This window comes from Rhizobium sp. FY34 (assembly GCF_005222845.1).
Classification (GTDB): Bacteria; Pseudomonadota; Alphaproteobacteria; order Rhizobiales; family Rhizobiaceae; genus Neorhizobium.
Genome location: NZ_STFZ01000001.1, coordinates 103,978 through 129,267 on the forward strand (window position 1 = coordinate 103,978; position 25,290 = coordinate 129,267).

Below are 25,290 nucleotides of genomic sequence, written 5' to 3' on the forward strand. Positions count from 1 at the left end.
CGACATCGAACCGGTAGAAGCGATTGCGCCGGAGCGATTGAGGTGTCCGGCAGCGTTGCGATCCTTGACCGATGCGGGCAGCATCTGTTTTCGGTTGAACGCCTTCTGTCCCCCACATTAAAGTCACGGTGTAGACACGTGGTATCAATCGCTGTCAGATCCGAATTCCACGTCCGCCACCGCACCCGAGACCCCACCGTCAAGGCATGTCATGAAGCATCGCGATCTTTTGGAGAAACTCTTCCGGGCAGCCGTCACGGCGGCGGACCCTTTGACCGGAATAGCCAAATATCTGCCAGCGCCACCTGCGAAGGGCCGCACGGTAGTGATCGGTGCCGGCAAGGGGGCGGCTCAAATGGCGGCCGCGCTCGAAAGCCTGTGGGCCGGGCCGCTGGAAGGCCTTGTCGTGACCCGCTACGGTTATGGTTGCCCGACGCGCTCCATCGAGATTGTCGAGGCTGCGCATCCGGTGCCGGATGCGGCAGGCCTTGTTGCGGCCAAACGGCTTCTCGACAGGGTATCGGTACTCGGCCCAGACGATCTGGTGATTGCCCTCATCTGCGGCGGCGGCTCGGCATTGTTGCCGGCTCCGCCAGGGGGATTGAAGCTGGAGGATGAAATCGCGCTCAACGAAATACTGCTTGCCTCCGGGGCGCCGATTGCGGCCATGAATGTGGTGCGCAAGCATTTGTCCACCATCAAGGGCGGACGATTGGCTGCCGCGACGAAAGCCCGCGTCGTCAGCCTCATCGTCTCGGATATCCCCGGTGACAATCCGGCTTTCGTGGCTTCCGGCCCGACGGTTGCCTGCTCATCGACGCGTCATGATGCGCTCGCCATCATCGACAATTACCGGCTGGAGCTACCGGCGGCCATGATGGCGCATTTGAACTCACCGGCAGCCGATGCGCCACGTCCGAATGATCCGGCACTAGCCCGCAACGAACATCATGTGATCGCCTCGGCCGGCGTGTCACTGGCCGCCTGCGCCGAAGTGGCGCGCTCCCATGGTGTTGCGCCTTACATTCTTTCTGATGCGATCGAGGGCGAGAGCCGTGATGTCGCTTGGGTGCATGCCGCCATGGCACGCGAGGTTTTTTTGAAGGACCAGCCGTTCCGCAAGCCCGCCGTATTGCTGTCGGGGGGCGAAACCACGGTTACTCTGCGCGGCAGGGGCGGCAAGGGCGGGCGTAGTAGCGAATTCGCTCTGGCTTTCGCTCTGGCTGCCGATGGCTGCGAGGTGAGCGCACTTGCCGCCGATACGGATGGTATTGATGGTGCAGGCACTCATGCCGGCGCCTTTGCGGATGGCACGACAGTGCAACGGTTGCGCGCCGCGGGCCATGATGGGCGTCAGCTTTTGGCCCGCAATGACAGCTATAGCGGTTTCGAGGCGATCGGTGACCTCTTCGTCACCGGTCCGACTGGCACCAATGTCAACGACTTCAGGGCAATCGTCATCGGCTGACGGGCGCGCCGGATTTTCAACCGTCGCGCCGCGCATCCCGTGTGTTTTGGCAAATCGCAATGCTTTAAACAGGCATGTCGCATTCCAGTCCCGGCATGGGCTGAAGGCGACAGCCTTTGGCTTCGCCCTTGCTAAGCAGCGACCTGTGCTTGGAAATCGGCGAAGCACTCGTCCAGTACCTGCCGGGTGAAACGGCCGATCGCGGCATATTCAATCTCCGTCAGATTGGCAAGCGAGACGCGCGCCGATGTATCCACCACTTCGAAGCCCTTGCCGGGCAGTAGCACCACGCCGGTTTCCGTGGCCAGGCGAAACAGGAAGCTGAGGCCAAGATCACTCTTGATGAACCAGGCCTTGAAGTCCGGTCCATACAGAGTGCCGCCAATTTCCTGCAGATCGATGAGGGAATAGTAGTTCACGTCATTGATCTGATGATCCGACTTTACGCGCATATGGGCATAGAGCGTCTTGTAGCGTTTGCGGATCAGCTCCTTTGCGGCATTCTTATAGCGATGCTCGCGGTCCATCAGCCCATTGAGCGCAAAGAGTGCCATCTGCAACTGCTGCGGCACCGAAAGACCTGCCGTGTGGTTCAAGGCCACGGCGCGACTGTCCGCGACCAGGCGATCGATAAAGAGAAGATCGCGCGGTGTTGTCGTCAGGGAAGAATAGCGCTTGTCCAGCTTGACTTTCTGGTCTTCCGGAAGCTTGGCCAGTGCTTCATCGAAAATATTGTCATTGTGAAGCGCCATGGCGCCGAGCCGCCAGCCGGTTGCCCCGAAGAATTTCGAAAACGAATAGACGCACAGCGTGTTGTGCGGGCATTTGGCAAACAGTGACACGAAGTCATCGGCAAAGGTGCCGTAGACATCATCGGTGACGATGAACAGGTCCGGCCGCTTGTCCGTGACAAGTTTTGCCAATTGATCAAGGACGAGATCGGACAGTTTTGACGAAGGCGGGTTGCTCGGGTTGACGAGGCAGAAAATCTTGACCGCTGGATCGAGAAGTTTTGCGATCTCGGATTCCGGCAACTGCCAGTCCGTCTCTTGATCCATGCGGATGTCGACAATCTCCATGCCATATTCGGCAAGCACCGGGATTTCCAGATAGGGCGAGAAAATCGGCGTGGCGATGGCGATCTTGTCACCGGGCTTCACCAGGCCGTTGATGCGCAATGTTTGAAAGATATAGGTCATGGCCGCTGTGCCGCCTTCGGTGGCGAAAACCGAAAAATCACCGGCACGTGGCTCTTCGCCAAACATTTCCTGCGCGAGGTAGGCTTTGACGATTTCCTGCGTGTGCATCAAAATGCGCGGCGGTGTCGGGTAATTGCAGCCGAGGAAAGCAGACACCATTTCCATGAGGAAGGCATCCTGCTTGAGACCAAGCTGGTCCTTGACATAGGAGAGGGCCGAGCGAAGGAAGCGCACGCCATCGGCGGTTCGGTGATGATTGGCATAGGCATCGAAGCGCTGCACAATGCCTTCACGTTCCGGCAGGCCGCCGAAACCGCTGTCCAGGTAGGAATAGGATCGCTCGGATTCGCGCATGGCGAAATCGCCAAGGCTTAAGAATGCCCATCGCGGCAGGGTTGCCAGAAAGTTGGGATTGCCCCGTCCGGCATTCAGCATCAGCCTTTGCGCATCGGACGATGCGATGGTGATCAACTGGTCCTTCAGTTCAAACGGGCTGAGTTTGGAAAATTTCTGATAATCTTGATTTTGCACAATATACCTCGTGATGAATTAAGGGGTGACATTCTTGGTGACGACACCGACGATGACCGGCCCCCAAAGGGTGAGGAAGACATTGGCCACGGCATAGGTGACCGTGAACGAGACGACCGGTGTGGCGTTTCCGGCCTTTGACAGAAGCGCTGCAAAGGCGGGATTGGCGCTGCGTCCGCCTGCCACGCAGGCCAGCGCTTCAATCGGGTTCTGGATGCGCAGGACATAATAGGAAAAGAAGAAGCCGATCACCTGCGGTACGAGCGTGACCGCGACCCCGAGCAGCAGGATGGTAAAGCCATATTGCTGGATGGCGACCAGCGCCTGCGGCCCGGCTGAAATTCCGACAATGCCGACAAAGACAGCCAGTCCGAAATCCCTTAAGAAATTGGATGCCCCGACCGGCATGGCCGAAAAATGGGGATGGACGCTGCGAAGCCAGCCAAAGAACAGGCCGGACAGCAAGCAGCCGCCGCCATTGCCGATGGAAATCGGAATGCCCCAGATCCTGAATTCGATCATGCCGATCAACATGCCGACGAACATGCCGATACCGAAGAAGACGAAATCCGTGACGGCAGCCGCGGTAATCTTGTAGCCGATCTTTGACTGCACGCGGTCCAGATCAGCGGAACTGCCGGTGAAGTGCATTTCGTCGCCGCTTTTCAGCTCCAGTTTCGGCAGGATGGGCAGGTTGAGGCCCATCCGCTTGACCGAGGTGAGAAAGACGCCGCGCCGGGTCTCTATGTTGACGTGGTCGTGAATCTCGCCGATCTGCCGACCGCTGAGCGCGCGGTTGGTCAAGATCAGCTCGCGGCTTTCCTCGGCCAGCACCAGTCCCGCTGGCGCCACGACTTCAGGCCCGAGCAGGGAGTAGGCGGATTTGATCACATGCGTCATCCCGGTGATCGCCACCTGGTCGCCGGCCTGAATGAGGGTTGTGGCGGTAAGTTCCACTGCCTTGCCAGCGCGGAAGACGGCTTCGACGGCGGCATCCGACAGAAGCGTGTCGATTTCCAATGTCGTCTTGCCGGCGCAAGTGCTGTCGGCTGAAATCTCGAACATCCGTGTATCGATGGGGCGGATCGCGTTGAACTGGCCCGGATCCAGTTCCGCTTGGCCGCCCGACAGCGTCTTGGCCAGTTTCACGGCCTCGGCGCGGATGTTCCATTTCATGATCATCGGCAGGAACCAGGTGACCATGATGATCGGGCCCAGCGAGCCGAAAATATAGCAAATCGCATAACCAACAGCGACATTGGTCTGCATCATCTTGGTGATTTCGGGCGAAAGGCCAAGCTTGCCGATGGCGTCTCCGGCTGTCCCGATAATGGCCGACTGGGTCAATCCACCAGCTGCAAGGCCTGCTGCCATTCCCCGATCGAGATCAAAGGCCCATGCTGCGGTCAATACGCAGAGAAGGCCTGTCAGGCACATGACGAATGCCGATATCAGCTGGTTCAAGGAGCGCCGATTGAGCGCATGGAAGAATTGCGGCCCGCCCTGATAGCCGACCGCATAAATGAACAGGGCGAAGAATATGCCCTTGATGCCATTGTCGATGGTGATGCCGAATTGTCCGATCAGGACGCCAACGAGCAATGTGCCGGCAATTCCGCCGAGGACGAAACTGCCTATTTTGAGTTTTCCGGCAAAATAGCCGAGCGCAATGGTCAAGAAGAGCGCGAGCAGCGGCTCTCTCGTAATGAGATCGTAGACGAATTGCATGGTTGAATTTCCAAGTCAGCTTGCGCAGTTGGGTTTCAAAGAGCTTGGCATGGGCAAACATTTGCCGGTCAAGGCGACAGCCACCATGGCCGGCTCTCGTGATCCACACCGTATGGAGAGAGATACCGGCGCGGTAGCGTCGGAAACTACTCAGACTGAACGATCCGTCCTCAGTAAGGTGGGGACCGTCAGGGTGAGGTCGGCGCCTTACGGCGATGGCCGGTTGTGCAGGCCAAGGGACCTGCGCATGGCGAGAGGCTCGCCATGTCAGCGGTTAACCGTGTTGGTTATACTCAGGGTTTGGTCTTTTGCGGCATCGGCTGCCCCAGATCATCAAGGCCGGCTGCCTGGACATGCAGGTCTTTCGACCGCTCTTGGGTCAATAACGACGCGCCGGCCCCGTGCTGATCGCCTTGGCAATGGCAGCGGTCAGATCATCGTCGAGGAATGGCTTTTTCAGGATGACAGCTGCGGGGTGAAGCGCCTGTCCGCGCAAGTCCCCGCCGGTCATGAAGATATGCGGGACAAACGCATTTTTCAGAATGTCTGCCATGGCCTTTATTCCACAGCCTTTGCGCAAGCGGCAATCGACGATCATCAGATCGGGGCTTTCCCTCAAAAACGCCGCGATGGCGTTTTCCTGCGTCGATTCCGTGGCGCAGACGTGATGGCCCATGTCTGTCAGGAGATCTTCAAGCAGAACGGCAATCAGAGCCTCGTCTTCAACGAGGACAATCCGAAGGTTCAGCACTTTTGCAGGTCCGCCATCCGCGGCGCTGGAATGCGCCGACCTCTGCGGTGGAAGAGTGTTTAGCGTGGACGTCATGTCAGGCTCCCCAATCAATGTGCCGGGCAGGCTTGTCGTGCGGTCAAGGCCCCTGATGGGCGATGCCGTAGGCTGACGACAAGGTCATCGCATGACCGGCTTTTTCAGGATGGAACCATGCATTCTTTTTGAGAAGCCTCGGAATCTACGCATGCCGCGCATGGGCGGTACTGTTCTGCGACAGTCTATCCGATCTGTTGCCTGGTCGGTTGCAAATCGTGCTATACACTTGATCTGGATCATTGACTGCTGTGCAACCCGGCGCAATTGTCTGCCAAGAAGCCTTCCTCTGGAAGGACGTACAGAGAAATGCAACGATGAACGCAAGCCGCCCACTTGATGTGAACGCGGCCGCGCCGCGACCGGTTTCTCGCACAGATGAGGTGTATGGACACCCTCACGGGGTCGGCCCAATACCCATTGTTGCCATTGGTGCTTCCGCTGGCGGTCTTGATGCGTGCCGCGCCTTTCTCAAGGCGCTTGTGCCCAAGACGGGCATGGCCTTCATATTTGTCCAGCACCTCGATCCGACGCACCGCAGCCTGATCGTCGATCTTTTGGTCGGTCATACCAGCTTGACGGTATCGGAAGCGGCAGACGGCACACTTATCGAGCGGGACCATTTCTATGTCATTGCGCCGGGTACCTATCTGACGGTTGAAGGCGGAATGCTACGCGTGTCGCGACCGGATGGCCGCCAACGTGTTCGCATGCCCTTCGACGTTCTTTTACGTTCGCTGGCAAAGGATGCCGGTCCGGATGCCATGTGTGTGGTGCTTTCGGGCACCGGCGCAGACGGAAGTTCGGGGCTTGTCGACATTAGGCAGAAGGATGGCTTTATTGTCGTCCAGTCACCCGAAGATGCAGCCTATGACGGGATGCCGCACAATGCCGTGCTGACGGGCCTGGCCGACGACATATTGCCGGTTGCCGATATAGCGCCCCGTCTGGTCCAGCAGGCGGAGGCCCGTGCCGCAAGGCATGTATCCGAGACTTCGGGTGTGCCATCGTCCCTGCCGCTTGCCTCATCGCCTCTGTCGTCGATCATCGACCTCGTTCTGGCCAAGACGGGCCATGATTTCCGGCTCTACAAGCAAGGCACATTGAGGCGGCGCGTGGCTAGGCGCATGGGTCTTGCGGAGCTTTCGCCCACCGATTTTGCCTCCTATCTGGAGCTGTTGGCCAAGGATCAGAATGAGGTTGAATGCCTGGCCAAGGATCTCCTGATCAATGTGACCAACTTCTTCCGTGACAAGGCGATCTTCGACCTTCTGGGTACGAAGACTATTCCGGACCTGGTGGCGGCGCATTCGCAGAACCATCCGATCCGTGTCTGGGTGGCCGGCTGCAGTTCCGGCGAAGAGGCCTATTCCATCGCGATGTTGTTTCGGGAGGCGATCGTGGCCACCAAGGCCAATGTTAAGCTTCAGGTCTTTGCATCAGACGTGGATGCCGATGCTATCGCCACTGCGCGCGAGGGTGTCTATCCGGCAACCATTGCCGATGACGTCTCGGAAGACAGGCTGGCACGGTTCTTTTCCAAGGAAGAGCATGGATATCGCGTCCTGCCGCAACTGCGCGCGCTGGTGGTGTTTACCGAACACGACGTGCTGGGTGATCCGCCATTTTCCCGCATCGATATGATTTCCTGCCGCAATCTTCTGATTTATCTCGGCCCGCAAGCACAGACCAAAGTCATTTCTCTGTTTCACTTTGCCTTGCGCGATGGCGGCACCCTGCTTTTGGGCAGTTCGGAGACTGTTGGCAAATCCGACGGACGCTTCGAGACGATTTCCAAACCGGAACGTCTCTATCGTCACATCGGTCGTAGCCGTCCGGGCGAACTGATGTTTTCCCTGAGCCCGGCAGAGGGCAACCGAACGCTGTCAAGATCGGGCTCGACCCCGTCACCGTCACCCGACGCCATTTATGCCGATCTTTGCCGACAGGTGGTCATGGAAAGCTTTGCGCCGGCTGCCGTCCTTATCAATACCAGGCACGAATGCCTGTACACGCAGGGCGCCATCCATCGCTATCTGGTTGTGCCGCAGGGGCGCCAGACCGCCGATATTTTCTCCATGCTGCCCAGAGTGCTGCAGACGAAACTGCGCTCTGCCATCCAGCGCTCGATCCAGCAGAAAAAGCGCATTGTCAGCACCGGTGCCGAACTCAAGATCGACGGTGTTTTGAAGACGTTCGGCATTCACGTCGAGCCCGTCAACCATGATGGACAGGATCTCTTCCTGATCTGCTTTGTCGATGAGCCACCGGGCAAACGGCCGCGCAAGGGCGAAGCCGATACCCCGGAGGATGCCAGCCGGATTGTCGAACTCGAGAATGAACTCGCAGTGACGAAAACGGAACTGAATGGCGCCATCCGCAATCTCGAAATTTCCGGCGAAGAGCAGAAGGCGATCAACGAAGAGGGAGCCTCCTTCAACGAGGAGTACCAAACGACGAATGAAGAGCTGTTGACCTCCAAGGAGGAGCTCCAGTCGCTGAACGAGGAACTGTCCGCTTTGAACGGGCAGTTGCAGGAGACGCTCGAGCGGCAGCGGACCACAGCTGACGACCTGAAAAAGGTTCTCTACAGCACCGCCGTCGCGACGCTGTTTCTCGACGAGCATCTGAACATCCGATTTTTCACACCGGCTACCAAGTCTATATTCAAAGTCATTCCCGGCGATATCGGCCGTCCGCTTGCCGATCTGAATTCCCTGGCGATGGATCCGGCCCTTTTGAGCGACGCAGCTCTGGTGCTGAGAACCCATAGTCCGATCGAGCAGGAAATCGAGTTACACACGGGCGCCTGGTATATGCGCCGCATCCTGCCCTATCTGAGCGAGAATAAAAGCGTCGAAGGCGTGGTCATCACCTTTGTCGATGTGACGGAACAGCGCCGTATCGGAGACGCCTTGCAGGTGGCCAAACGACAGGCAGATCTTGCCAATGCCGCCAAATCCCGCTTTCTGGCGGCCGCCAGCCACGATCTGCGCCAGCCGCTTCAGACGCTGAGCCTGCTGCAGGGTCTTCTGGTCCGCAATGTTGCAGGCGAAAAACCGCAAAAACTGCTTGCCCGGTTCGGCGATACGCTGGGCTCCATGGCAAGCATGCTGAATGCGCTTCTGGATATCAACCAGATCGAAGCCGGCATCGTCAAAGCCGAAATCAGAGACATTCCCATTCAGCATCTCCTGTCTGAAATGCGCGGTGAGTTCGAGATTGCTGCTCAAGCCAAGGGCCTGACACTGCGGGTGGTCAATTGCAGTCTGGTTGTCCAGAGCGATCCGCAGCTGTTGCGGCAGATGGTTCGCAATCTTCTGTCCAATGCACTGAAATATACCAAGACCGGCAAGGTGTTGTTGGGGTGCCGAAGGCGTGGTGATGGCGTTGTCATCGAAGTCTTGGATACCGGTATCGGTATTGCCACGACCGAGCTTCAGTCGATCTTCGATGAGTATCACCAGTTGGACAATGAAGCGCGCGAACGCAGCAAGGGCTTGGGCCTCGGGCTTTCGATCGTCCAGCGGCTGGGCACGTTGCTCGGCCACAAAATCCGCGTCAAATCAAACCCTTCCAAAGGCTCGGTTTTCTCCATTGAAACCAGGCAGGCAAAGGGAAGCCCTGCAGCGGTTCCCCACCTTCAGACGCCGCTTCCGGTGGACAAGCCCGCCGCTGCTGTTCGTTCAGCGATCTCCATTCTGGTGGTCGAGGATGACGCGGAACTGCGGGATCTGCTCGACCAGCTTTTGACGGATGAGGGGCATTTTGTGACCACGGCGCCGGATGGACCGGCGGCGCTTGAACTCGTTGGTAAACTGGAACTGGTGCCCGATCTGGTCCTGGCCGATTACAACATGCCGGGTGGCATGACAGGCATGCAGACCTTGGCCAAATTGCGCGACCAGCTCGGCCAGGCACTCCCGGCGATTATCCTGACTGGCGATATTTCCAGAAAAGCGCTGAGCGATGTGACAGGGGAAAACCTCGTGCGCCTGTCAAAGCCGGTGCAGATGGTCGATGTGGAAGAGGCAATCCGCACGCTGTTGCTGGCAAGGGCCGAGCATGCCGCACTGTTGCCGGAACAGACGCAAAAAAGAATGGCCGCACCCAATACCGTGCACGTGGTGGATGATGATGACGACCTTCTGCAAGCCTTGAGACTGGTGCTTGAAAAACATGGTTTTACGGTCGAGACCTATCAAAGCTGTGAGGATTTTCTGAAGGACAGTCATCCGGGCGATCACGGATGCCTGCTTGTCGATGCCTATCTTCCGGGCATGAACGGCCTCGATCTGCTCCAGCTCTTGCAAAAGAAGGGATGTCACCTGCAATCCATTCTGATGACCGGCAATAGTGATGTGTCGATGGCGGTCGCCGCCATGAAGGCCGGTGCAACCGATTTCATCGAAAAGCCCATCCGCCATGCCGAGCTTGTCGAGAGTATCGAACGGGCGTTGGAGCAATCATCCGGTGACAGCCGGCGCATCGAACGGCAATTGGAGGCGGCGAAACTTGTGGCATCGCTGACGGCACGCCAGAAGCAGATCATGATCTTGGTGCTTGCCGGCCAGCCGAGCAAGAACATCGCGGCGGACCTGCGCATCAGCCAGCGCACCGTCGAGAATCACCGCGCCTCGATCATGTCCAAGACGGGCACGAAATCGCTGCCGGAGCTTGCGCGTCTGGCCTTGGTAGCTCAGGCTGATGCCGAGGCATCAGACGATCGGTCCTAGGCGTTCTGGCGATCGATGTGTGTTGGCCATACGCAGAAATCCTGTGTAACGGCGCCGGGATTTGTGCCGCTACACGTTGTTCTATGATGTTGACGCGCGCCGCCATGCGCCTTGCCGGCTGAACCTCAGCGTCCCCGCTTGGTTCATCTCATCGAGGCCTGGTCTCAGTCGGTGGAGCGGCGGCGATCGGAGGTATTGGCATTGTCGATCAGGTCGCGATCACTTTGCATCTCAAGCCACATGGCGTTGACGACAGCAAGCAGCGCAGCCAGGGGCAGTCCGAGTAACCAGGCAAAATACCACATTGGTTTGACTTTCTTTTTTAGTAGACCGAGCTTTCATTGTCGTTGATGGCCTTCGCCGTCACCTTGCCCCACATGACCTTGTAGACCCAGGCAGTATAGGCAAGGATGATCGGCACGAAGATCACGGCGGCGACGAGCATGACGAACAAAGTCAGGTGCGACGAGGACGAGTTCCACACCGTGAGCGACGACTTCGGGTCGATCGAGGACGGCAGGATGAACGGGAACATGGTCAGTCCCACCGAGGATATGATCCCGATGATGGCCAGCTTGGAATAGAGCAGCGTTGCCACATCCTTGCCGGCGCGCAGGCCGAGGAAGGCGAGTATGGCACCGATAAAGCCCGCAGCCGGTGCAACCGCAATCCATGGGCGTTCGGCAAAGGCCGAGAACCATCCGGCTGTGCGCAGGGTGTCGCTCAACAGGGGATTCGACGGTCCATCTGTGATGATGGTACCGGTCAAGGCATAGCCCTTGATGCCAAGGGCAAGCCAGACGCCGGCCAGTGCATAGGTTGCGATGGTGACAAGGGCTGCGACGGCGCCGATAGCCCTGGCCCGTTCACGCACGGCACCATCGGTCTTCAATTGCAGCCAGGCTGCGCCATGCATGACCAGCATGGACACAGAGACGGCGCCGGTCAGAAGCGCAAAGGGGTTGAGCAGTCCGAAGAAGGTTCCGTCATAGAAGACCATCAGGTCTTCGTTGAAGCGGAAGGGTACACCCTGTAACACATTGCCCATGGCAACGCCGAAGATCAGGGCCGGGACAGCGCCGCCGACGAAGAGCGCCCAATCCCAACTGCTGCGCCAGACGACGCTATCGCGCTTGGACCGGTATTTGAAGCCGACCGGCCGCAGGATGAGAGCGGCAAGAACCGCGAACATGGCCAGATAGAAGCCCGAGAAACTGACGGCATAGAGCGGTGGCCAGGCGGCGAAGATGGCGCCGCCCCCGAGAATGAACCAGACCTGATTGCCTTCCCAGACAGGGCCGATGGTGTTGATGGCAATGCGGCGTTCCACATCCGTTCGGCCGACGAAGGGTAGGAGCGCGCCGACCCCAAGGTCGAAGCCGTCGGTCAGCGCAAAGCCGGTCAGAAGCACGCCGAGCAGCAGCCACCAGATGATACGCAGGATTTCAAAATCCACGAGTTGATGAAGGATCATGTGAATTACTCCGCAGCTTGAGCGTGAGGGATCAGGCCAGACAGGCGCTGCCGGTGCTTGCGCTGCCAGTCGTCAGTTTCCGGTCCGTCGATGTATGGCCCCTTGCGGATATATTTCAGCATCAGGCCCATCTCGACGATGAACAGCACGGTGTAGAACAGGACGAAGCCGGCCAGCGTGATGGCGAGATCGACCACCGACAGCTGGGATGCCGAAAGGGCCGTCGGCAGGACGCCGTCCACGGTCCAGGGCTGGCGCCCGAATTCTGCGACAAACCAGCCGAGTTCAGCGGCAATCCATGGCGTGGGGATGATGATGACGGCAAGCCAGAGCGCGAGGCGAGGGAACTGCATCCGACGGAACGAGGCCATCCAGAAGAACCAGGCGAGAATGCCGATGAAGGCAAGACCGAGCGCGACCATCAGGCGGAAGGCCCAGAACAGTGGCCAGACGGTTGGGACCGTATCGTTGGCCGCCATCTTCACCTGTTCGTCGCTGGCCTGGCGTGGATCATCCACGTAACGCTTCAACAGCAGCGCAAAGCCAAGATCCGCGCTGTGCTCTTCGAAGGTGCTGGCCACTTCCGGCGTAACCTTGCCGCGGTTTGCACGATAGCTCATCAGGGCGTCATAGGCGATGATGCCGGAGCGGATGCGTGTCTCTGCCTGGCTGACCAGATCGTTGATGCCGGGTATCTCCCCGGTCAGCGAACGGGTTCCGATGAGGCCCATGACATAGGGGATATGGATGGCATAATGGGTTTCTCGGGCGCTCTGATCCGGAAAGCCGATCAGCGTGAAGGCGGCGGGTGCCGGCTCGGTGTCCCACATGCCTTCAATGGCCGCCAGCTTCATTTTCTGTGAATGCGAGACTGAGTAGCCGGATTCATCGCCCAGCACGACGACCGAAAGTGCCGATGCAAGGCCGAAGCTTGCCGCCACCGCAATCGAGCGGCGTGCAAGATCGGTATGACGGTTCTTCAACAGATACCAGGCTGAAACGCCAAGCACGAAGACGGATGCGGTGACATAACCTGCCGAAACGGTATGGACGAATTTCGCCTGCGCGACCTGATTGAAGACGACGTCGAAGAAGGATGTCATTTCCATGCGCATCGACATCGGATTAAATTCGGCGCCGACCGGGTTCTGCATCCAGCCGTTGGCGATCAGGATCCAGAGCGCGGAGAAGTTCGAGCCGATGGCGACAAGCCAGGTGACGACAAGGTGCGCGCGCTTCGTCAATCTGTCCCAGCCGAAGAAGAAGAGCCCGACAAATGTCGCCTCCAGGAAGAAGGCCATGAGGCCCTCGACGGCCAGCGGCGCACCGAAAATGTCACCGACATAATGGCTGTAGTAGCTCCAGTTCATGCCGAACTGGAATTCCATGGTGATGCCGGTGGCAACACCGAGAACGAAGTTGATCCCGAACAGTGTGCCCCAGAATTTGGTCATCTGGCGCCAGATCGGCCGATCCGTCATGACATAGACCGTTTCCATAATCGCGATGATGATGGAAAGACCGAGGGTGAGTGGGACAAAAAGAAAGTGGTACATTGCTGTCATCGCAAATTGCAGTCGTGACAGCTCGACAATGTCGATATCCATGGTCGGGCTCTTGCTCTCTGGGAACATTGGAATGGCAAACCATTGCCTCCCGCAGACGCCCGATCAGTTGATCGAGGTCAAAAGCCACATTCAAAATACAGCTTTGTGCCAATTGGTCGCAGCTTATACCAATTGCACGATGCGGTCGGCGAATTCGATCTCCGCCGGGCGGTGTGCGGCCAAGAGGATCGCGGCTTGAGGCAGTGTTGTCCGGATGCCGGCCAGCACATGCTGCGCCATCGGCTCGTCAAGACCCTCGGTGACTTCGTCGAGCAGCAATACGCCAGGCTTTCGAAGCAGCAGACGGGCCAGCGCAAGGCGGCGGCTTTCCCCGCCGGACAGGCCACGACCGGCCTCCGCAAGGCGGGTAGACAAGCCGGCCCGTCCGCAGAGGACGTTGCCCAGGCCAACAGTCTCGATGACCCGCAGTAGGTCATCGGTCGTTGCATCCGGGCATCCGATCCGCAGATTATCGGCAATGCTGCCGGCAAAGAGGCTCGTTCGCTGTGTCAGATAGCCGATCTGCGAAAATCGCTCCGTTTCAGGCCATTTGTCGCTGGCAATGCCGTGCAGCAGGATGTCGCCCGAGCGGCAGGGGATAAGCCCAGCGGCGAGGTCCAGAAGGGTTGATTTTCCGGCGCCGCTTGCGGCGATAAGGGCGACCGTTTCGCCAGAGGCGACATCGAAGGACAAATTGCCAAACAGCAGCCGATCGCCAATCTGCTGTGTCACGCTTCTGAAGCGCAGGGCAGGTGCGCCAGCCTCGGCGACCTGCGGTCGGGCATGACCCTGCTGGGGTTCTTCTGGTTGATCCGCGGCAAGCATTGGCTGAAGCCGTCCGGCGGCGTCTGTCATTTTGCCGAGTTCCGACAGGCCTCTCGCCAGGGGAATGGCAAGTTCCGTCAAGGCGAGCGTTGCAAAGAGGCCGAGAGCAACGAATTGCGGAGCTATCTCTCCCTCAAGTGCGGCCCGTCCGGCCAGAACGAGAACACCAGTGGCGGCAAGGGTCGTGGCCGTTCCAATCAGAAACGCGGCCCAACGGTCTATTTTATCGAGCAAGGCCTGAGCGGCCTGCAATCGCGCACCTGCTGCGAGAACCTTCCCCCGCGTTTCCTCCAACCTGCCCGACAGGACGAGATCGATCTGGCCGCGCAGCAGGTCGATCAGCCGCATGCGCAATGCCCACATGGCCCGGTGCGCCAGTCTTGACGGTCGACGAGCCCGCCGTGCGGTGACCAGAAAGGACAGGAGCGTGCCGACAAGGAAGCTTGTGAGGATCCATGTTGTCGTCGCAGAGCCGACCATAAACCACATCATCACACCCGAAAGGCTAAGCACGGCAATGGCTGCGCCGAACGGCATCAGCAATCGCAGGGCAAGTCCGTCCAGCGCGTCCACGTCTGCGGTCACCTGCTGGAGCTGTTCGGATCCGCGCAGTGCCATCAACTGCCGCACAGGCCTGCGCAACATGGCATGCAGAAGATCGACCCTGAGATCGGCAAGAACCTTCAAGGTTGCATCATGGGTCGCCAGGCGCTCGCCATAGCGGGTGGCGGCCCGGCCAAGAGCCAGGAACCGCACGCCGGCGCTAGGCCTGAATACATCAAAGATCAGGCCTGCGCCGGCAAGCCCCGCAGCACCAGCTGCCGTGATGAACCAGCCGGACAGGCCAAGCAAGGCAATGCCGGCACCCAGAACGAGCACCGACAGCAAGATGCCAAGCGCCAGCGATCCAATGCGCCGTCTCCACAGATGCAGAGCCAGAGGGAGAAGGGGTCTCATGGTGCGCTTCCAAGCATGATGGATCGATGCATATGGGCGATTAGGCGTGGGTCATGCGTGGCAATGATCATGGTCGTCCCGCGCCGTGACAGTTCGTTCAAAGTGTCGATGATGGCGATGGCTGTCGCGTCATCGAGATTGGCCGTCGGTTCGTCGGCCAGAAGAATGTCTGCGCGGGCATAGAATGCTCGTGCCAGTGTTAGTCGTCGTGCTTCGCCACCCGAAACACCAGCGCCTCTTTCTCCAAGACGGGTCTGATCGGCCCTTGGCAGGGCGGCCAGAACCTCGCTTGTGCGCGCATCGATGATGGCTTGTGCGACTCGCGTTGCATCTGGAACAGGGTCTGCAAGGCCGATATTGGCGCGAAGGCTTGCCTGGAACAGATGTGGTGTTTGTCCGACATAGGCGAGGCGCCGGCGCCAGGCATCGGCTGTCTCATCGCTCAGATCATGTCCGCACACCGTGATGCAGCCGCTGCTTGGCACCTGCAGGCCGGCAATCAGCGATAGCAAAGTCGTTTTGCCGCTGCCGCTCGGGCCGACAAGCGCGATGCGTTCGCCGGCCGTGATGAAGAAGTCGGGAAAGTTCAGTCTCTGCTGGCCCGCGCGTGCCAGGACGAGGTCCGTCGCGGCGATCGTAACCGGTCCGGGCATGGCGGCGCATTTCCGGCCATCGCCCAGGATTGCGCTTGCCGAGGCCCACTCCATCCTGTCCAGGGTATCGGCAATCGTTGCCGCGTTTGCCTTGTCGTGCCAGGCCCCGGCCAGATCGCGCAGCGGCTGGAAGAATTCCGGTGCCATCAGCAGGATAAACACACCTTCCGTAACCGAGAGGACCTTGCCCCAGGCGCCGATATGAAATGTGCCGAGAAGTGAAAAGCCGACATAGACGGCCACCATGGCCACGCCGATGGCAGCAAAAAGTTCCAGAACGCTGGATGAGAGAAAGGCAATCTTCAGGACAGAAAAGGTCTTTGCACGAAGCCGCGTTGCGGTGCCTGCAAAGGTCGCGGCCACGCGGTCTGTCGCCGTCAGCAGGCGAAGGTCTGGTGCTGTATTCAGCCATTCCAGCACCTCGCTATTGAGGGATAGAGTTTCGGCGAGTTGCTTTTCGCTGGCATCGCGGGCGGCAAAGCCGATCAGCGCCATGAAGAGCGGAATGAGCGGGCCGCTGACTAGAAGGATTATGGTCGTGGTCCAGGAAATGGGCAGGAGAACAACAAGAATGATGAGCGGGATGACCGAGACGCGCAAAGCCGCGAGACGATAGCGGAAGAACCAGGCGAGCAATTGATCGAGCCCCGGTCCTGCCAGGGTGGCCAGCTGCGCAGAAGCGGATCTATTGCGATCAAGCGGGTTCTGGCGGATCTGCCGGTCGATCAGCCCTGTTCGCAAGTCATGGATAACAGCCTGGCCTGCGCGAAAGGCAAGCCGTCCGGACATTTGTTCCGCTGCCTGGCGCGCGATCCCGAGCAGCAGGAAGATCGCAGCGCAAGTCAGCACCAGTCTCAGGGTGCCGCCGCCCTCAACGAGTGACCCGAGCAGCAAGGCCACCGCATAGGCCTGCGGCAGGACAAGTAGGCTTGCCGTGAGGGACATGCCATAGGCTGGCCGCATCGATCTGCGGGATGCCTGGGCGATCTCTGCCAGTGCACTGCGTGGGCGTGCGTGCTTTTCCAAAGATATGGTTGGCAAGGGAGGTTCCACAAAAGCTGCATTTTCACTGCGTCTTTTGCAGGGATCTGCAGTTCAGAAATTGATCTGCATCAAGTTTCAGATCGCTTGCACGTGATGACATGGATCAACTCGAAATGGAAAGATGCATGCAATACCGGCACTTGTTGCAAAATAGACCGGAAAAACCACGGTGCGGATCACGCTCAGAACCAATCTCGCGATCAGGACACTCATGTATTGTGCCGTCAACAGCGACCGGCGTGTCCGCATTACGGATATCGCAAATGCGTGCAATGCCTCGGAGAACCATCTCGGCCAAGTGATAGGCCTTCTGCGGCAATCTGGCTTCATCGATGCGGTCAGGGGACGAAATGGCGGTCTCAGTCTGTCGCGTCCGGCGAACCTGATCAATATCGGTGCAGTATTCCGCATATTCGAGGCCGACATGCCCTTCGCGGAGTGCTTCGGGCCTGACAATACGTGCCCGCTGGTCAAGGTGTGCTGGCTGCGAATTGCCATCGCCGACGCGGTCGAGACTTTTTATGGCTCGCTGGAGCGGGTAAATCTGTCTGATCTGGTCGATGGCAATGATGCTCTGCAACTGCTTCTTGGCTTGCCGCAGGATGTCAGAACTCCGCCGCCCTGCGGTTCCGCGCAGCCGCTAGGTGAAGGCGGTCTTTCTCGTTCTGCAGTCGTGTAGGTGTGTGAGAAGGCGCATTGAACGGACTGATAAGGCAAGCTAAACTTGGCATCGGAAAAATCTGATGGTGAATGCGGGACCGAAACTCGAAAACCGCTTCCACCAAGCCAAACCAATCTGTGATCATGCCTAAGGCGTCGCCATCAACCGTTCGGATTTTTTGCGCCCGATCGGCGATATCTGTTCAATGAGAAAGCGTGGCCTTCTTTTGGTTTCCAGGTAGATGCGTCCCACATATTCACCGACCACACCTAGGCCCAGCATTTGCAAGCCACCGATGAAATAGATCGGCAGAGCCGTAGACGCCCAGCCAGCAACCGTGTCCGTCAGAAGAGCCGACGCCAAAACCCAAAAGGAAACAAGAAGGCTCCCCACAGACAGTAGGATACCGGCGACGCTGATCATCCGCAGAGGGAAGACCGAAAACGACGTGACCGCGACCAGTGCAAGACCCAGCATTTTGCGAAGCGGATATTTGGACGTGCCGGCAAAGCGCTCAGCTCTGGCATAGGTGACACGAGATGTCTTGAAACCGATGAGAGGGATAATTCCACGTAGATACAGGTTCGCTTCGGAGAACTGGGACAAGGCATCCAGTGCCGAGCGGCTCAGCAGGCGATAATCGGCATGATCGGGAATGGTCTCGACGCCCATCGACCGCATAAGCCAATAGAACAATCTCGCCGTCGATCGCTTGAAAGCGGTGTCCGTCGTTCGGTCATCTCGAACACCGTAGACGATATGACTGCCGTCTTCATAATGATCGATCATGAGCGCCATCGCATTCAGATCATCCTGAAGATCGGCGTCAACGCTGATCGTTATGTCACCGTCGGAATTTAGAAGGCCAGCCATCAAAGCATTTTGATGGCCTTTGTTCCGTGACAACTTGATGCCCTTAACAGGCATGCCTGCGCGCGAAAACCCGACTATTTTCTGCCATGTTCCATCTTTGCTGCCGTCATCCACGAATATAACGTGGCTTCCCGAAGATATTTTGCCGGAAGCTTCGAATTCACGAAGGAGAACCATCAGCCGGCTGGCAGTTTCATCTATGACTTCTTCTTCATTATAACACGGCACGACAACAGAAAGCCTAGGCAGCACGATGATTTTCCAACTTCGGTTCCCGATTCTTGAACACAACGGTTCTGGAACCAAGAAAGCCAGCTACAGAATACGCAATCATTCCGCCTAGTTGCGCAAAATGCCTGTCTAGGCCAGCAAAATCTCGCAAAGTCAGCATGACCAGAAGGTTAAGGCAGTAGCACAAAGCCATCAGTAAAACGTATTTTATAACAACCACTTGGCTTCGGCGGACTTTGAACGTCCAACGTGCATTCATGACGTAGCTGAAGATAAAGCCAACCAGATATCCACAGAAATTTGCCGTTACATCGCCGAAGCCCGACCACATCAGTGCCAATGTCACGGAGAGACCGACAGCCGTGTTGGCAAATCCGACAATACCAAACCGAATGGCCTGACCGATCCAGGCCGCACGAAAAATCGAAAACACTACGAAACCCCACTATGGTCGTTCAGCATAGACAGCGACCTTCGTTTGCGAATGGATAGCTTCAACCTACCTTATGTCCATCGCCTGCAAAGTGAGCGTAACCCTGCAGTTGCTGCTGGACAGTCTGGGATGTTCCGATAGCAGCCTTTCTTCGTGTTGCCGAGCGGCAAATAGCATATTACAGGAGCACCTGGCATCTCAGCCATTCCCCCGGAGAAAACATGCTAAAAGATTATCGCGTAGTGTTAGGCCTGTCGGGGTTAGTCGCCGTTTTCATGCTTGCCAACCTTGGCCTGGCCATGCAGCGGGGAGCGCTCGCGATGGCGCCGATCTATGACGACAACACCTATCTGCTAGACGGAATAAACAGGGTTGTCTTCGAGAATGTCGACAGCCTTTTGTCGATGATTGTTTCATTTTATCACAACCCTCCCCATTCCCCGTTTTCCACCATGCTCGCAATGGCTGGATATTCCCTGTCCGGTGGGTCCGATATTGGCCCCTATGCCATGAATTTCATTGGTCTGGCTGTCTATGCGGTGGGCATCTATGTGATCACAGCCGAACGGACGGGCAAATTCCTTGGGATCTTGTGTACGGCCGCACTTATGTTTGTGCCAGCCGTTGGTACCCTTGTGACGGAGTTCCGGCCGGACGCGTTTGCCGGATTGTCGTTTGGGCTTGCAGCCTATTGGCTCGTCTTCTTCCGTTATGATCAATCATCCAAACGGGCCGCCTGCGCGCTTGGTGCGCTTGCCGCTGCCGTTACCGCCATCAAGCCGTCGGCTGTCATCATCGTTGTGCCCATGCTGGGATTTGCGTTCTTGCTTGGCGCGGCAAAATCGCGATCACTCCGCTCGGTCCGCCTCATGGCCTGGACCTTGGGTGCTGGCCTCCTGGTTGTAATGCCCTTTGCGCTCATATGGGGCGCTCATGTTGCCGCGTATATCCACCAGGTATTTTTCACCAATGCAGATGTCTGGGTTACGCCCGGCTCAGCGGCGTTCCATTGGGCCTATAACGCCTTTGGTGCTGCCGGTAGCAGAGCGCTTGGCATGTTTTTCTTTATCGGCGCATTCCTGATCGCAGTCGACCTGTTGACGCTGCGCATGAATAGTAAGGAAAACTTCCCAACTGCCGCTTTTTACCTCTGGGTGGCGATCATTTATGTGGGCATAGCGGTCAATCCGCAAAAATCGGCCTATCAAGGAAATTTCTTCTACTTTCCATTTATCATCGCCACCGGTCTGGCAGCCGCAAGGCTGATTGAGAGAACCCGCATGCCCAGAAGCGCCCTCCTTGCCGTGACCGCTGGGATAGCCATCATATCTCCTCCGGCCATGACCTATCAGGATGCGCGCCAAAGGCCGGGCTCACTGCAGGCACTTGAGCAGATTGGTTCAATTTTGAACAATTCAATGTCATGCAAATCGCTAAGCTTTGCGGCTGTCGGCCCATACCCAATACCTCCCGAAACCATCGCGCTTCGCGCTGCGAAGCAAGGAGTCAAACTACAAATACATACCCTGTTTCTTATCCGGGAGGAGGCCGATTTCACGACGCTTGCGCTATCCTCGACTTTTGTCTCATTTCCAAATTCTGCCGGCAGAGCGGAAGCTGAAGCGCAAAGACTACCGGGACTTCAGCATCTTCCTCGGCTGATGGCCATGCTCGACAGCAGCCAGGACTGGGAACGATATGATATCACCGGGGCAGACCCATCCGTCATCTACAGGAACAAGATGCTGTGCGACGGACGCGGTGCGAACAAACCTTAGACCAGCTGAAGCACGTCGCTCACCTTCAAAGGTGCGCTGCGTTGCGCTGATCTATTGGTGAGTAGGTCGAACAGGGTCAGGTGAAACGTTCGATTGTTTTGCAAATGCATTGCGTTTGCGCCGCCCGCATTGCTTTGCCCATAGTGTCGTGGCTGGTCTTGTTTACCTGCTGGCTACGAACCCGTTTCTGGCAAGGATTTTTGTCCTCAAATCGACTGTTGATCGTGATCTGCCGAGCGTGTCAATCATGTTGAAGGGGGTCTCGGCGGCGCTTCTTCCTCTGGCAGTCGATATGATCGTATGGGTCAATGCCGATGGTACGGCGATGACGGAGCGTCTGTGGCCGCTTGATGGGAAGGCCGGCTTTTTGACATGTTCCTCGACGGTTCGGTCACGACTCATTTTGTCATTGGTATTGCCTTGCTTGCCATGGCCCTGAGCGGCTGTTCGAAGCGGGTCTCGAGCGCCGGTATTGCCGTTGCGGCGATGCCCTTTGCCGCCACCGCTTTGGCTTTGATCCACCACGATCTCGGCCTGCACGTTATCTCCGACTTCAACACCTGGGACCTGGTCAAGGATGTTCCCATGTGGCTTGGCGGCACGTATTTCCAGTTCGTTGTGGTGTCGGCAATAACCTACTTCATATGCTGGTGCAGGGCGAGCGGCTGGTCTGCTGCTCAGCGATGGTTGATCCGCGGTGCATTCGGTGTTGTGATCGCAAGCGCTTGTGTGAACTTTTACGAGATGGCGTCTCTGCCTGGGCTCGTCGCAAAATCGCTCCGTCAGACTGATCTCAAATTTGCCGGAAATTCTCTAGGTGCACCCGTTTTGAGTAGGCGGGTTTTGGTTCCCAGTTCCGATTTTTCGCATCCTTGGATTGCGTTCCGTTTTTGACGAGGTCTTGACGCGTTGTCTTGGCGAAGCGCCAAGCCGCGCAGTCCGCTACCCTCGGACCTCCTGATAGGTGGCGCTCTGGATGCGGATATGTTCGCGCAGCAGCGTTTCGGCTGTCGGTCCGTCATGGTTTTCAAGAGCGGTCAGGATCTGCCTATGTTCGGCCATGGAGCGCTCCAGGCGGTCCATGGCAAAAAGCTGTGCCTGGCGAAAGGGACGCAGGCGCCGCTGCATACTGCGGGTTTCCTCAGCCAGAAAGCCGTTGCCGGAGGCGGTGTAGATGATGTCATGGAATGTGGCGTTTTCATCGTAGTACCGGTGAAAATCCTTGGCGCCGAGGGCTTTTTCGCACTGGAGTGCTGCCTTGCGTAGAAGCAGGATCTGCGCCGGTGTTATCCTCTGTGCGGCAAGCTTAGCGCACCAGGCTTCCAGTTCCGCCATCACTTCGAACATTTCTACCAGTCGTGTGAAATCCGGCTGGCGGGCAAAGGTGCCGCGATTGGGGATGAATTCTGCCAAACCCGAAGTCGCCAGTAGGCGCAATGCTTCCCGCAAGGGTGTTCGCGAAACGCCAAATTCGGCGGCCAGGCGCACCTCGTCCAGCCTTTCCCCATCGGAAAACCGTCCGTCGGCAATCAGCCCTTCCAGGCGTTCATAGATCAGGTCGGCCGTTGCCGGTCGGTTGAGCGACATTTCCCCTCCAAAGCGCTGTCATGCGGTCAGCGACACATGCTGATTAGCTGATGTGAGAAATGCGTTCAAACCAAAAAAATTGTGTACAATATTATGATGATGATTATACTGAGGGCATAAAATTAAGTTGCACATAAAAAGTGCAAAAAGGGGACCGTCATGAAGCTTGCATCTGTCTTTGCCACCATCTTGCTGCCTGCATGCCTTGCCTCGAGCCTCGCCTATGCGGGCAAGGCCGATGATGTGCTCAATATTGCGTTCAGCCGTGAGCTCGAGCATGTCGATCCCTATTATAATACCGCCAGAGAAGGCATTCTTCTCGGTGCGGCGGTCTGGGATGCGCTTCTCTACCGCGATCCGAAGACCGGCACCTATGTCGGAAATCTTGCAACGGCATGGACCTGGATCGATACCACTACGCTGGAGCTGACGCTGCGTCAGGGCGTCAAATTCCACAATGGCGAGGCTTTTGATGCGGATGATGTCGTCTTTACGCTGAACTACGTGGTTGATGCCAAGAATGGTAACAAGTCCCAGACGAATACGAACTGGATCAAGTCTGCCGAAAAAGTCGATAGCTTCAAGGTGCGCATTCACACCAATGGGCCGTTCCCGGCGGCACTCGAATATCTGGCTGGTCCTATTATCATTCAGCCGAACGAATATTACACCGCCGTTGGTCAGCAGGGGGTGGCGACTAAGCCAATCGGAACCGGCCCCTATCGCATGGAAAGCGTCGAGCCAGGCAAGCATTTCGTGCTGAAGCGCAATCCCGACTATTTTGCTGCGGCAAAGCCGAAGGCCACTATCGAGACCATCGATATCCGCACCGTGCCGGATGCAAACACGCAGATGGCCGAACTGTTCAACGGTGAAATCGACCTCGTGTGGGGCGTGCCGGCTGATCAGGCCGACAAGATGGCTAAGATGGGTAAGTTCCAGGTTGTCAACGCCCCGACGATGCGCGTCGGCTATCTGAGCCTTGATGCGGCGGGTCGCACGGGCGCGAAAAACCCGATGACGGACCTTCGCGTGCGCCAGGCGGTGAACTATGCCGTCAACCGCCAGGGGATCGTCGATGCCCTGATGAAGGGCACATCGGCGGTTATCAACAGTGCCTGCTCTCCGGTGCAATTTGGCTGTGAACAGGCGGTGATGACCTATGCCTATGATCCGGCCAAGGCCAAGGCGCTTCTGGCGGAGGCGGGGTATCCGAATGGCTTTTCATTGGATTTCTACGCCTATCGCGATCGCCCGCTGGCGGAAGCCATGATCGGCATGCTGGCCGAGGTCGGCATCACCGCCAAGCTGAACTACATGCAGTATTCGGCTTTGCGCGAAAAGCGGATCAAGGATGGGACGCCGATCTCCTTCATGACCTGGGGGTCAAACTCGATTTCCGATGTGTCTGCCGTTACCAGTGCCTTCTTCCGCATGGGCGGCGAGGATGATGCGCGTGATCCGGCCGTCGCTGCCCTGCTTGAAAAAGGTGATGGTTCCGTCGATGCCGATGAGCGTAAGGCGGCCTATTCCAAGGCTCTCACCACCATTGCCGACAAGGCCTATTGGGTGCCGCTGTGGATCTATTCGAGCAATTACGTCATGGGCGCCGACGTGAGCTTCACCCCGACGCCGGATGAGCTCATCCGCTTCTACGACATTAGCTGGAAGTAGGCCTGCACAGACTGCCCGGTGTGCCGTTCGGCTGCTGGGCAGTCTGCTGGCGTTCCATTCTTGTAACTGGAAAACAGAGGCCGCGGATGTTGAAATTCATCGCCATGAAACTGGGGCTTGCCTTGCTTGTCGCGCTTACGGTGTCCTTTATCAGCTTCAGTCTGCTTTACATGGCAGGGGATCCGGCGATCTCGATGGCCGGCGAGGGGGCGAGCGCCGAGGTGATTGCGGCAGTGCGCCAGCAATACGGCTTTGACCGTCCTTTGCTGGTCCAGTATTTCGACTGGCTGATGCGTGCCCTGTCCGGCGATTTCGGCATCAGCTATTATTTCAAGACACCCGTCTCCGCCATGGTGGCGGAGCGTTTGCCGGTGACCATGACAATCGGTGCGCTCGGCATGGGCTTTGCGCTGTGCCTCGCCATCCCGACAGGTGTTCTGGCCGCCGCTTTTCCCAATACCTGGGTGGATCGCATGGCGCTCGGCATTGCCGTCGTCGGCCAGGCCATTCCCAGCTTCTGGTTCGGTCTTATCCTCATCGTTATCTTCTCAGTCAATCTGGGTCTGGTGCCAGCGTCGGGAACGCGCAGCTGGACCGGCTATATTCTGCCGATGATCGTGCTGGGCTATTATGCAACGCCTGCCATCATGCGGCTGACGCGCGCCGGCATGCTGGATGTGCTGTCGGCGGATTACATCCGCACCGCCCGGGCTAAGGGCCTCCACTGGGGTTCCGTTCTGTTTAAGCATGCGCTGCGCAATGCCATCATTCCGGTTGTCAGCCTGGCAGCGGTACAGCTCGGCTTCATGTTCGGAGGCTCTGTCGTTGTGGAAAGCATTTTTGCCCTGCATGGTGCCGGTTTCCTCGCCTGGGAATCCATATCGCGCAATGATCTGCCCACCATGCAGGCGCTCATTCTGATCTTTTCGATGTTCTATATCGGCTTCACGCTTCTGGCCGATATCCTGAATGCCTGGCTTGATCCGCGTTTGAGGGCCGGTTGAT

18 protein-coding genes are annotated in these 25,290 nt (G+C 57.8%); 7 read left to right on the forward strand and 11 right to left on the reverse strand.

The annotated features are described in order from the left end of the window. Nucleotides 1–211 precede the first annotated feature (211 nt). Nucleotides 212–1,468 carry a glycerate kinase gene (locus E8M77_RS00440; RefSeq protein WP_137128636.1) on the forward strand — a complete coding sequence of 419 codons (1,257 nt, stop codon included), beginning with the start codon at nt 212–214 and terminating at the stop codon, nt 1,466–1,468. A 131-nt stretch (nt 1,469–1,599) separates the two neighbouring features. Here the strand turns inward: E8M77_RS00440 and E8M77_RS00445 are convergent, their stop codons facing one another. From E8M77_RS00445 to E8M77_RS00455, 3 genes are all read right to left on the reverse strand, one after another. Further along, nucleotides 1,600–3,198, reverse strand: a complete 1,599-nt coding sequence (locus E8M77_RS00445) for a bifunctional aspartate transaminase/aspartate 4-decarboxylase (protein WP_205910436.1) — start codon at nt 3,196–3,198, stop codon at nt 1,600–1,602. 18 nt (nt 3,199–3,216) lie between these two features. Then, nucleotides 3,217–4,926 carry an aspartate-alanine antiporter gene (gene aspT / locus E8M77_RS00450; protein ID WP_137128638.1) on the reverse strand — a complete coding sequence of 570 codons (1,710 nt, stop codon included), beginning with the start codon at nt 4,924–4,926 and terminating at the stop codon, nt 3,217–3,219. 379 nt (nt 4,927–5,305) lie between these two features. Then, nucleotides 5,306–5,752 carry a response regulator gene (locus tag E8M77_RS00455; RefSeq protein WP_246659070.1) on the reverse strand — a complete coding sequence of 149 codons (447 nt, stop codon included), beginning with the start codon at nt 5,750–5,752 and terminating at the stop codon, nt 5,306–5,308. Between the two features lie 317 nt (nt 5,753–6,069). Between E8M77_RS00455 and E8M77_RS00460 the strand changes: the two genes are divergently transcribed. After that, the gene (locus E8M77_RS00460; protein ID WP_137128639.1) at nt 6,070–10,488 is read left to right on the forward strand and encodes a CheR family methyltransferase; all 4,419 of its coding nucleotides are present in this window, start codon (nt 6,070–6,072) and stop codon (nt 10,486–10,488) included. Between the two features lie 164 nt (nt 10,489–10,652). Here the strand turns inward: E8M77_RS00460 and cydX are convergent, their stop codons facing one another. The 5 genes from cydX to cydD form a co-directional block, all read right to left on the reverse strand. Then, nucleotides 10,653–10,793, reverse strand: a complete 141-nt coding sequence (gene cydX / locus E8M77_RS00465; protein WP_137128640.1) for a cytochrome bd-I oxidase subunit CydX — start codon at nt 10,791–10,793, stop codon at nt 10,653–10,655. A 17-nt stretch (nt 10,794–10,810) separates the two neighbouring features. Continuing rightward, nucleotides 10,811–11,962 carry a cytochrome d ubiquinol oxidase subunit II gene (gene cydB, locus E8M77_RS00470; protein WP_137128641.1) on the reverse strand — a complete coding sequence of 384 codons (1,152 nt, stop codon included), beginning with the start codon at nt 11,960–11,962 and terminating at the stop codon, nt 10,811–10,813. Nucleotides 11,963–11,967: 5 nt separating this feature from the next. Further along, entirely contained in the window at nt 11,968–13,569 is a 1,602-nt protein-coding gene (locus E8M77_RS00475; protein WP_137128642.1) for a cytochrome ubiquinol oxidase subunit I, read from the reverse strand. A gap of 123 nt (nt 13,570–13,692) precedes the next feature. Further along, a complete protein-coding gene (gene cydC / locus E8M77_RS00480) occupies nt 13,693–15,351 on the reverse strand; it encodes a thiol reductant ABC exporter subunit CydC (protein ID WP_137128643.1) in 1,659 nt (552 codons plus the stop codon). Further along, complete coding sequence (gene cydD, locus E8M77_RS00485; protein ID WP_137128644.1) at nt 15,348–17,045, reverse strand: thiol reductant ABC exporter subunit CydD; 1,698 nt, start codon at nt 17,043–17,045, stop codon at nt 15,348–15,350. Before cydD ends, cydC begins: the two co-directional genes overlap by 4 nt. Before the next feature lie 172 nt (nt 17,046–17,217). On the opposite strand from cydD, the gene E8M77_RS00490 reads away from it, so the two are divergent. Beyond that, complete coding sequence (locus E8M77_RS00490; RefSeq protein ID WP_137128645.1) at nt 17,218–17,727, forward strand: Rrf2 family transcriptional regulator; 510 nt, start codon at nt 17,218–17,220, stop codon at nt 17,725–17,727. Nucleotides 17,728–17,856: 129 nt separating this feature from the next. Here the strand turns inward: E8M77_RS00490 and E8M77_RS00495 are convergent, their stop codons facing one another. After that, a complete protein-coding gene (locus E8M77_RS00495) occupies nt 17,857–18,834 on the reverse strand; it encodes a glycosyltransferase family 2 protein (RefSeq protein ID WP_205910437.1) in 978 nt (325 codons plus the stop codon). Next, nucleotides 18,824–19,246: a GtrA family protein gene (locus E8M77_RS00500; protein WP_137128646.1), complete on the reverse strand. Its 423-nt coding sequence runs from the start codon at nt 19,244–19,246 to the stop codon at nt 18,824–18,826. The genes E8M77_RS00495 and E8M77_RS00500 overlap by 11 nt, the downstream gene beginning before the upstream one ends. A 221-nt stretch (nt 19,247–19,467) precedes the next feature. On the opposite strand from E8M77_RS00500, the gene E8M77_RS00505 reads away from it, so the two are divergent. After that, the gene (locus E8M77_RS00505) at nt 19,468–21,024 is read left to right on the forward strand and encodes a glycosyltransferase family 39 protein (protein ID WP_137128647.1); all 1,557 of its coding nucleotides are present in this window, start codon (nt 19,468–19,470) and stop codon (nt 21,022–21,024) included. 372 nt (nt 21,025–21,396) lie between these two features. Then, a complete protein-coding gene (locus E8M77_RS00510) occupies nt 21,397–21,918 on the forward strand; it encodes a hypothetical protein (protein ID WP_137128648.1) in 522 nt (173 codons plus the stop codon). A gap of 48 nt (nt 21,919–21,966) precedes the next feature. On the opposite strand, the gene E8M77_RS00515 is transcribed toward E8M77_RS00510, so the two are convergent. Continuing rightward, the gene (locus E8M77_RS00515) at nt 21,967–22,611 is read right to left on the reverse strand and encodes a GntR family transcriptional regulator (RefSeq protein WP_137128649.1); all 645 of its coding nucleotides are present in this window, start codon (nt 22,609–22,611) and stop codon (nt 21,967–21,969) included. 159 nt (nt 22,612–22,770) lie between these two features. Between E8M77_RS00515 and E8M77_RS00520 the strand changes: the two genes are divergently transcribed. After that, nucleotides 22,771–24,285: an ABC transporter substrate-binding protein gene (locus tag E8M77_RS00520; protein ID WP_137128650.1), complete on the forward strand. Its 1,515-nt coding sequence runs from the start codon at nt 22,771–22,773 to the stop codon at nt 24,283–24,285. Nucleotides 24,286–24,371: 86 nt separating this feature from the next. Beyond that, nucleotides 24,372–25,289 (forward strand): ABC transporter permease, encoded by a 918-nt coding sequence (locus E8M77_RS00525; RefSeq protein ID WP_137128651.1) that lies wholly within the window; start codon nt 24,372–24,374, stop codon nt 25,287–25,289. The last annotated feature ends 1 nt before the right edge of the window (nt 25,290 follow it).

Coding starts and splice junctions, on each gene's coding strand:
- E8M77_RS00440 (WP_137128636.1), top strand. CDS start 212: ATGAAGCATCGCGATCTTTTGGAGAAACTCTTCCGGGCAGCCGTCACG.
- aspT (WP_137128638.1), bottom strand. CDS start 4,926: ATGCAATTCGTCTACGATCTCATTACGAGAGAGCCGCTGCTCGCGCTC.
- E8M77_RS00455 (WP_246659070.1), bottom strand. CDS start 5,752: ATGACGTCCACGCTAAACACTCTTCCACCGCAGAGGTCGGCGCATTCC.
- E8M77_RS00460 (WP_137128639.1), top strand. CDS start 6,070: ATGAACGCAAGCCGCCCACTTGATGTGAACGCGGCCGCGCCGCGACCG.
- cydX (WP_137128640.1), bottom strand. CDS start 10,793: ATGTGGTATTTTGCCTGGTTACTCGGACTGCCCCTGGCTGCGCTGCTT.
- cydB (WP_137128641.1), bottom strand. CDS start 11,962: ATGATCCTTCATCAACTCGTGGATTTTGAAATCCTGCGTATCATCTGG.
- E8M77_RS00475 (WP_137128642.1), bottom strand. CDS start 13,569: ATGGATATCGACATTGTCGAGCTGTCACGACTGCAATTTGCGATGACA.
- cydC (WP_137128643.1), bottom strand. CDS start 15,351: ATGAGACCCCTTCTCCCTCTGGCTCTGCATCTGTGGAGACGGCGCATT.
- E8M77_RS00505 (WP_137128647.1), top strand. CDS start 19,468: ATGCTAAAAGATTATCGCGTAGTGTTAGGCCTGTCGGGGTTAGTCGCC.
- E8M77_RS00510 (WP_137128648.1), top strand. CDS start 21,397: ATGTTCCTCGACGGTTCGGTCACGACTCATTTTGTCATTGGTATTGCC.
- E8M77_RS00515 (WP_137128649.1), bottom strand. CDS start 22,611: ATGTCGCTCAACCGACCGGCAACGGCCGACCTGATCTATGAACGCCTG.
- E8M77_RS00520 (WP_137128650.1), top strand. CDS start 22,771: ATGAAGCTTGCATCTGTCTTTGCCACCATCTTGCTGCCTGCATGCCTT.
- E8M77_RS00525 (WP_137128651.1), top strand. CDS start 24,372: ATGTTGAAATTCATCGCCATGAAACTGGGGCTTGCCTTGCTTGTCGCG.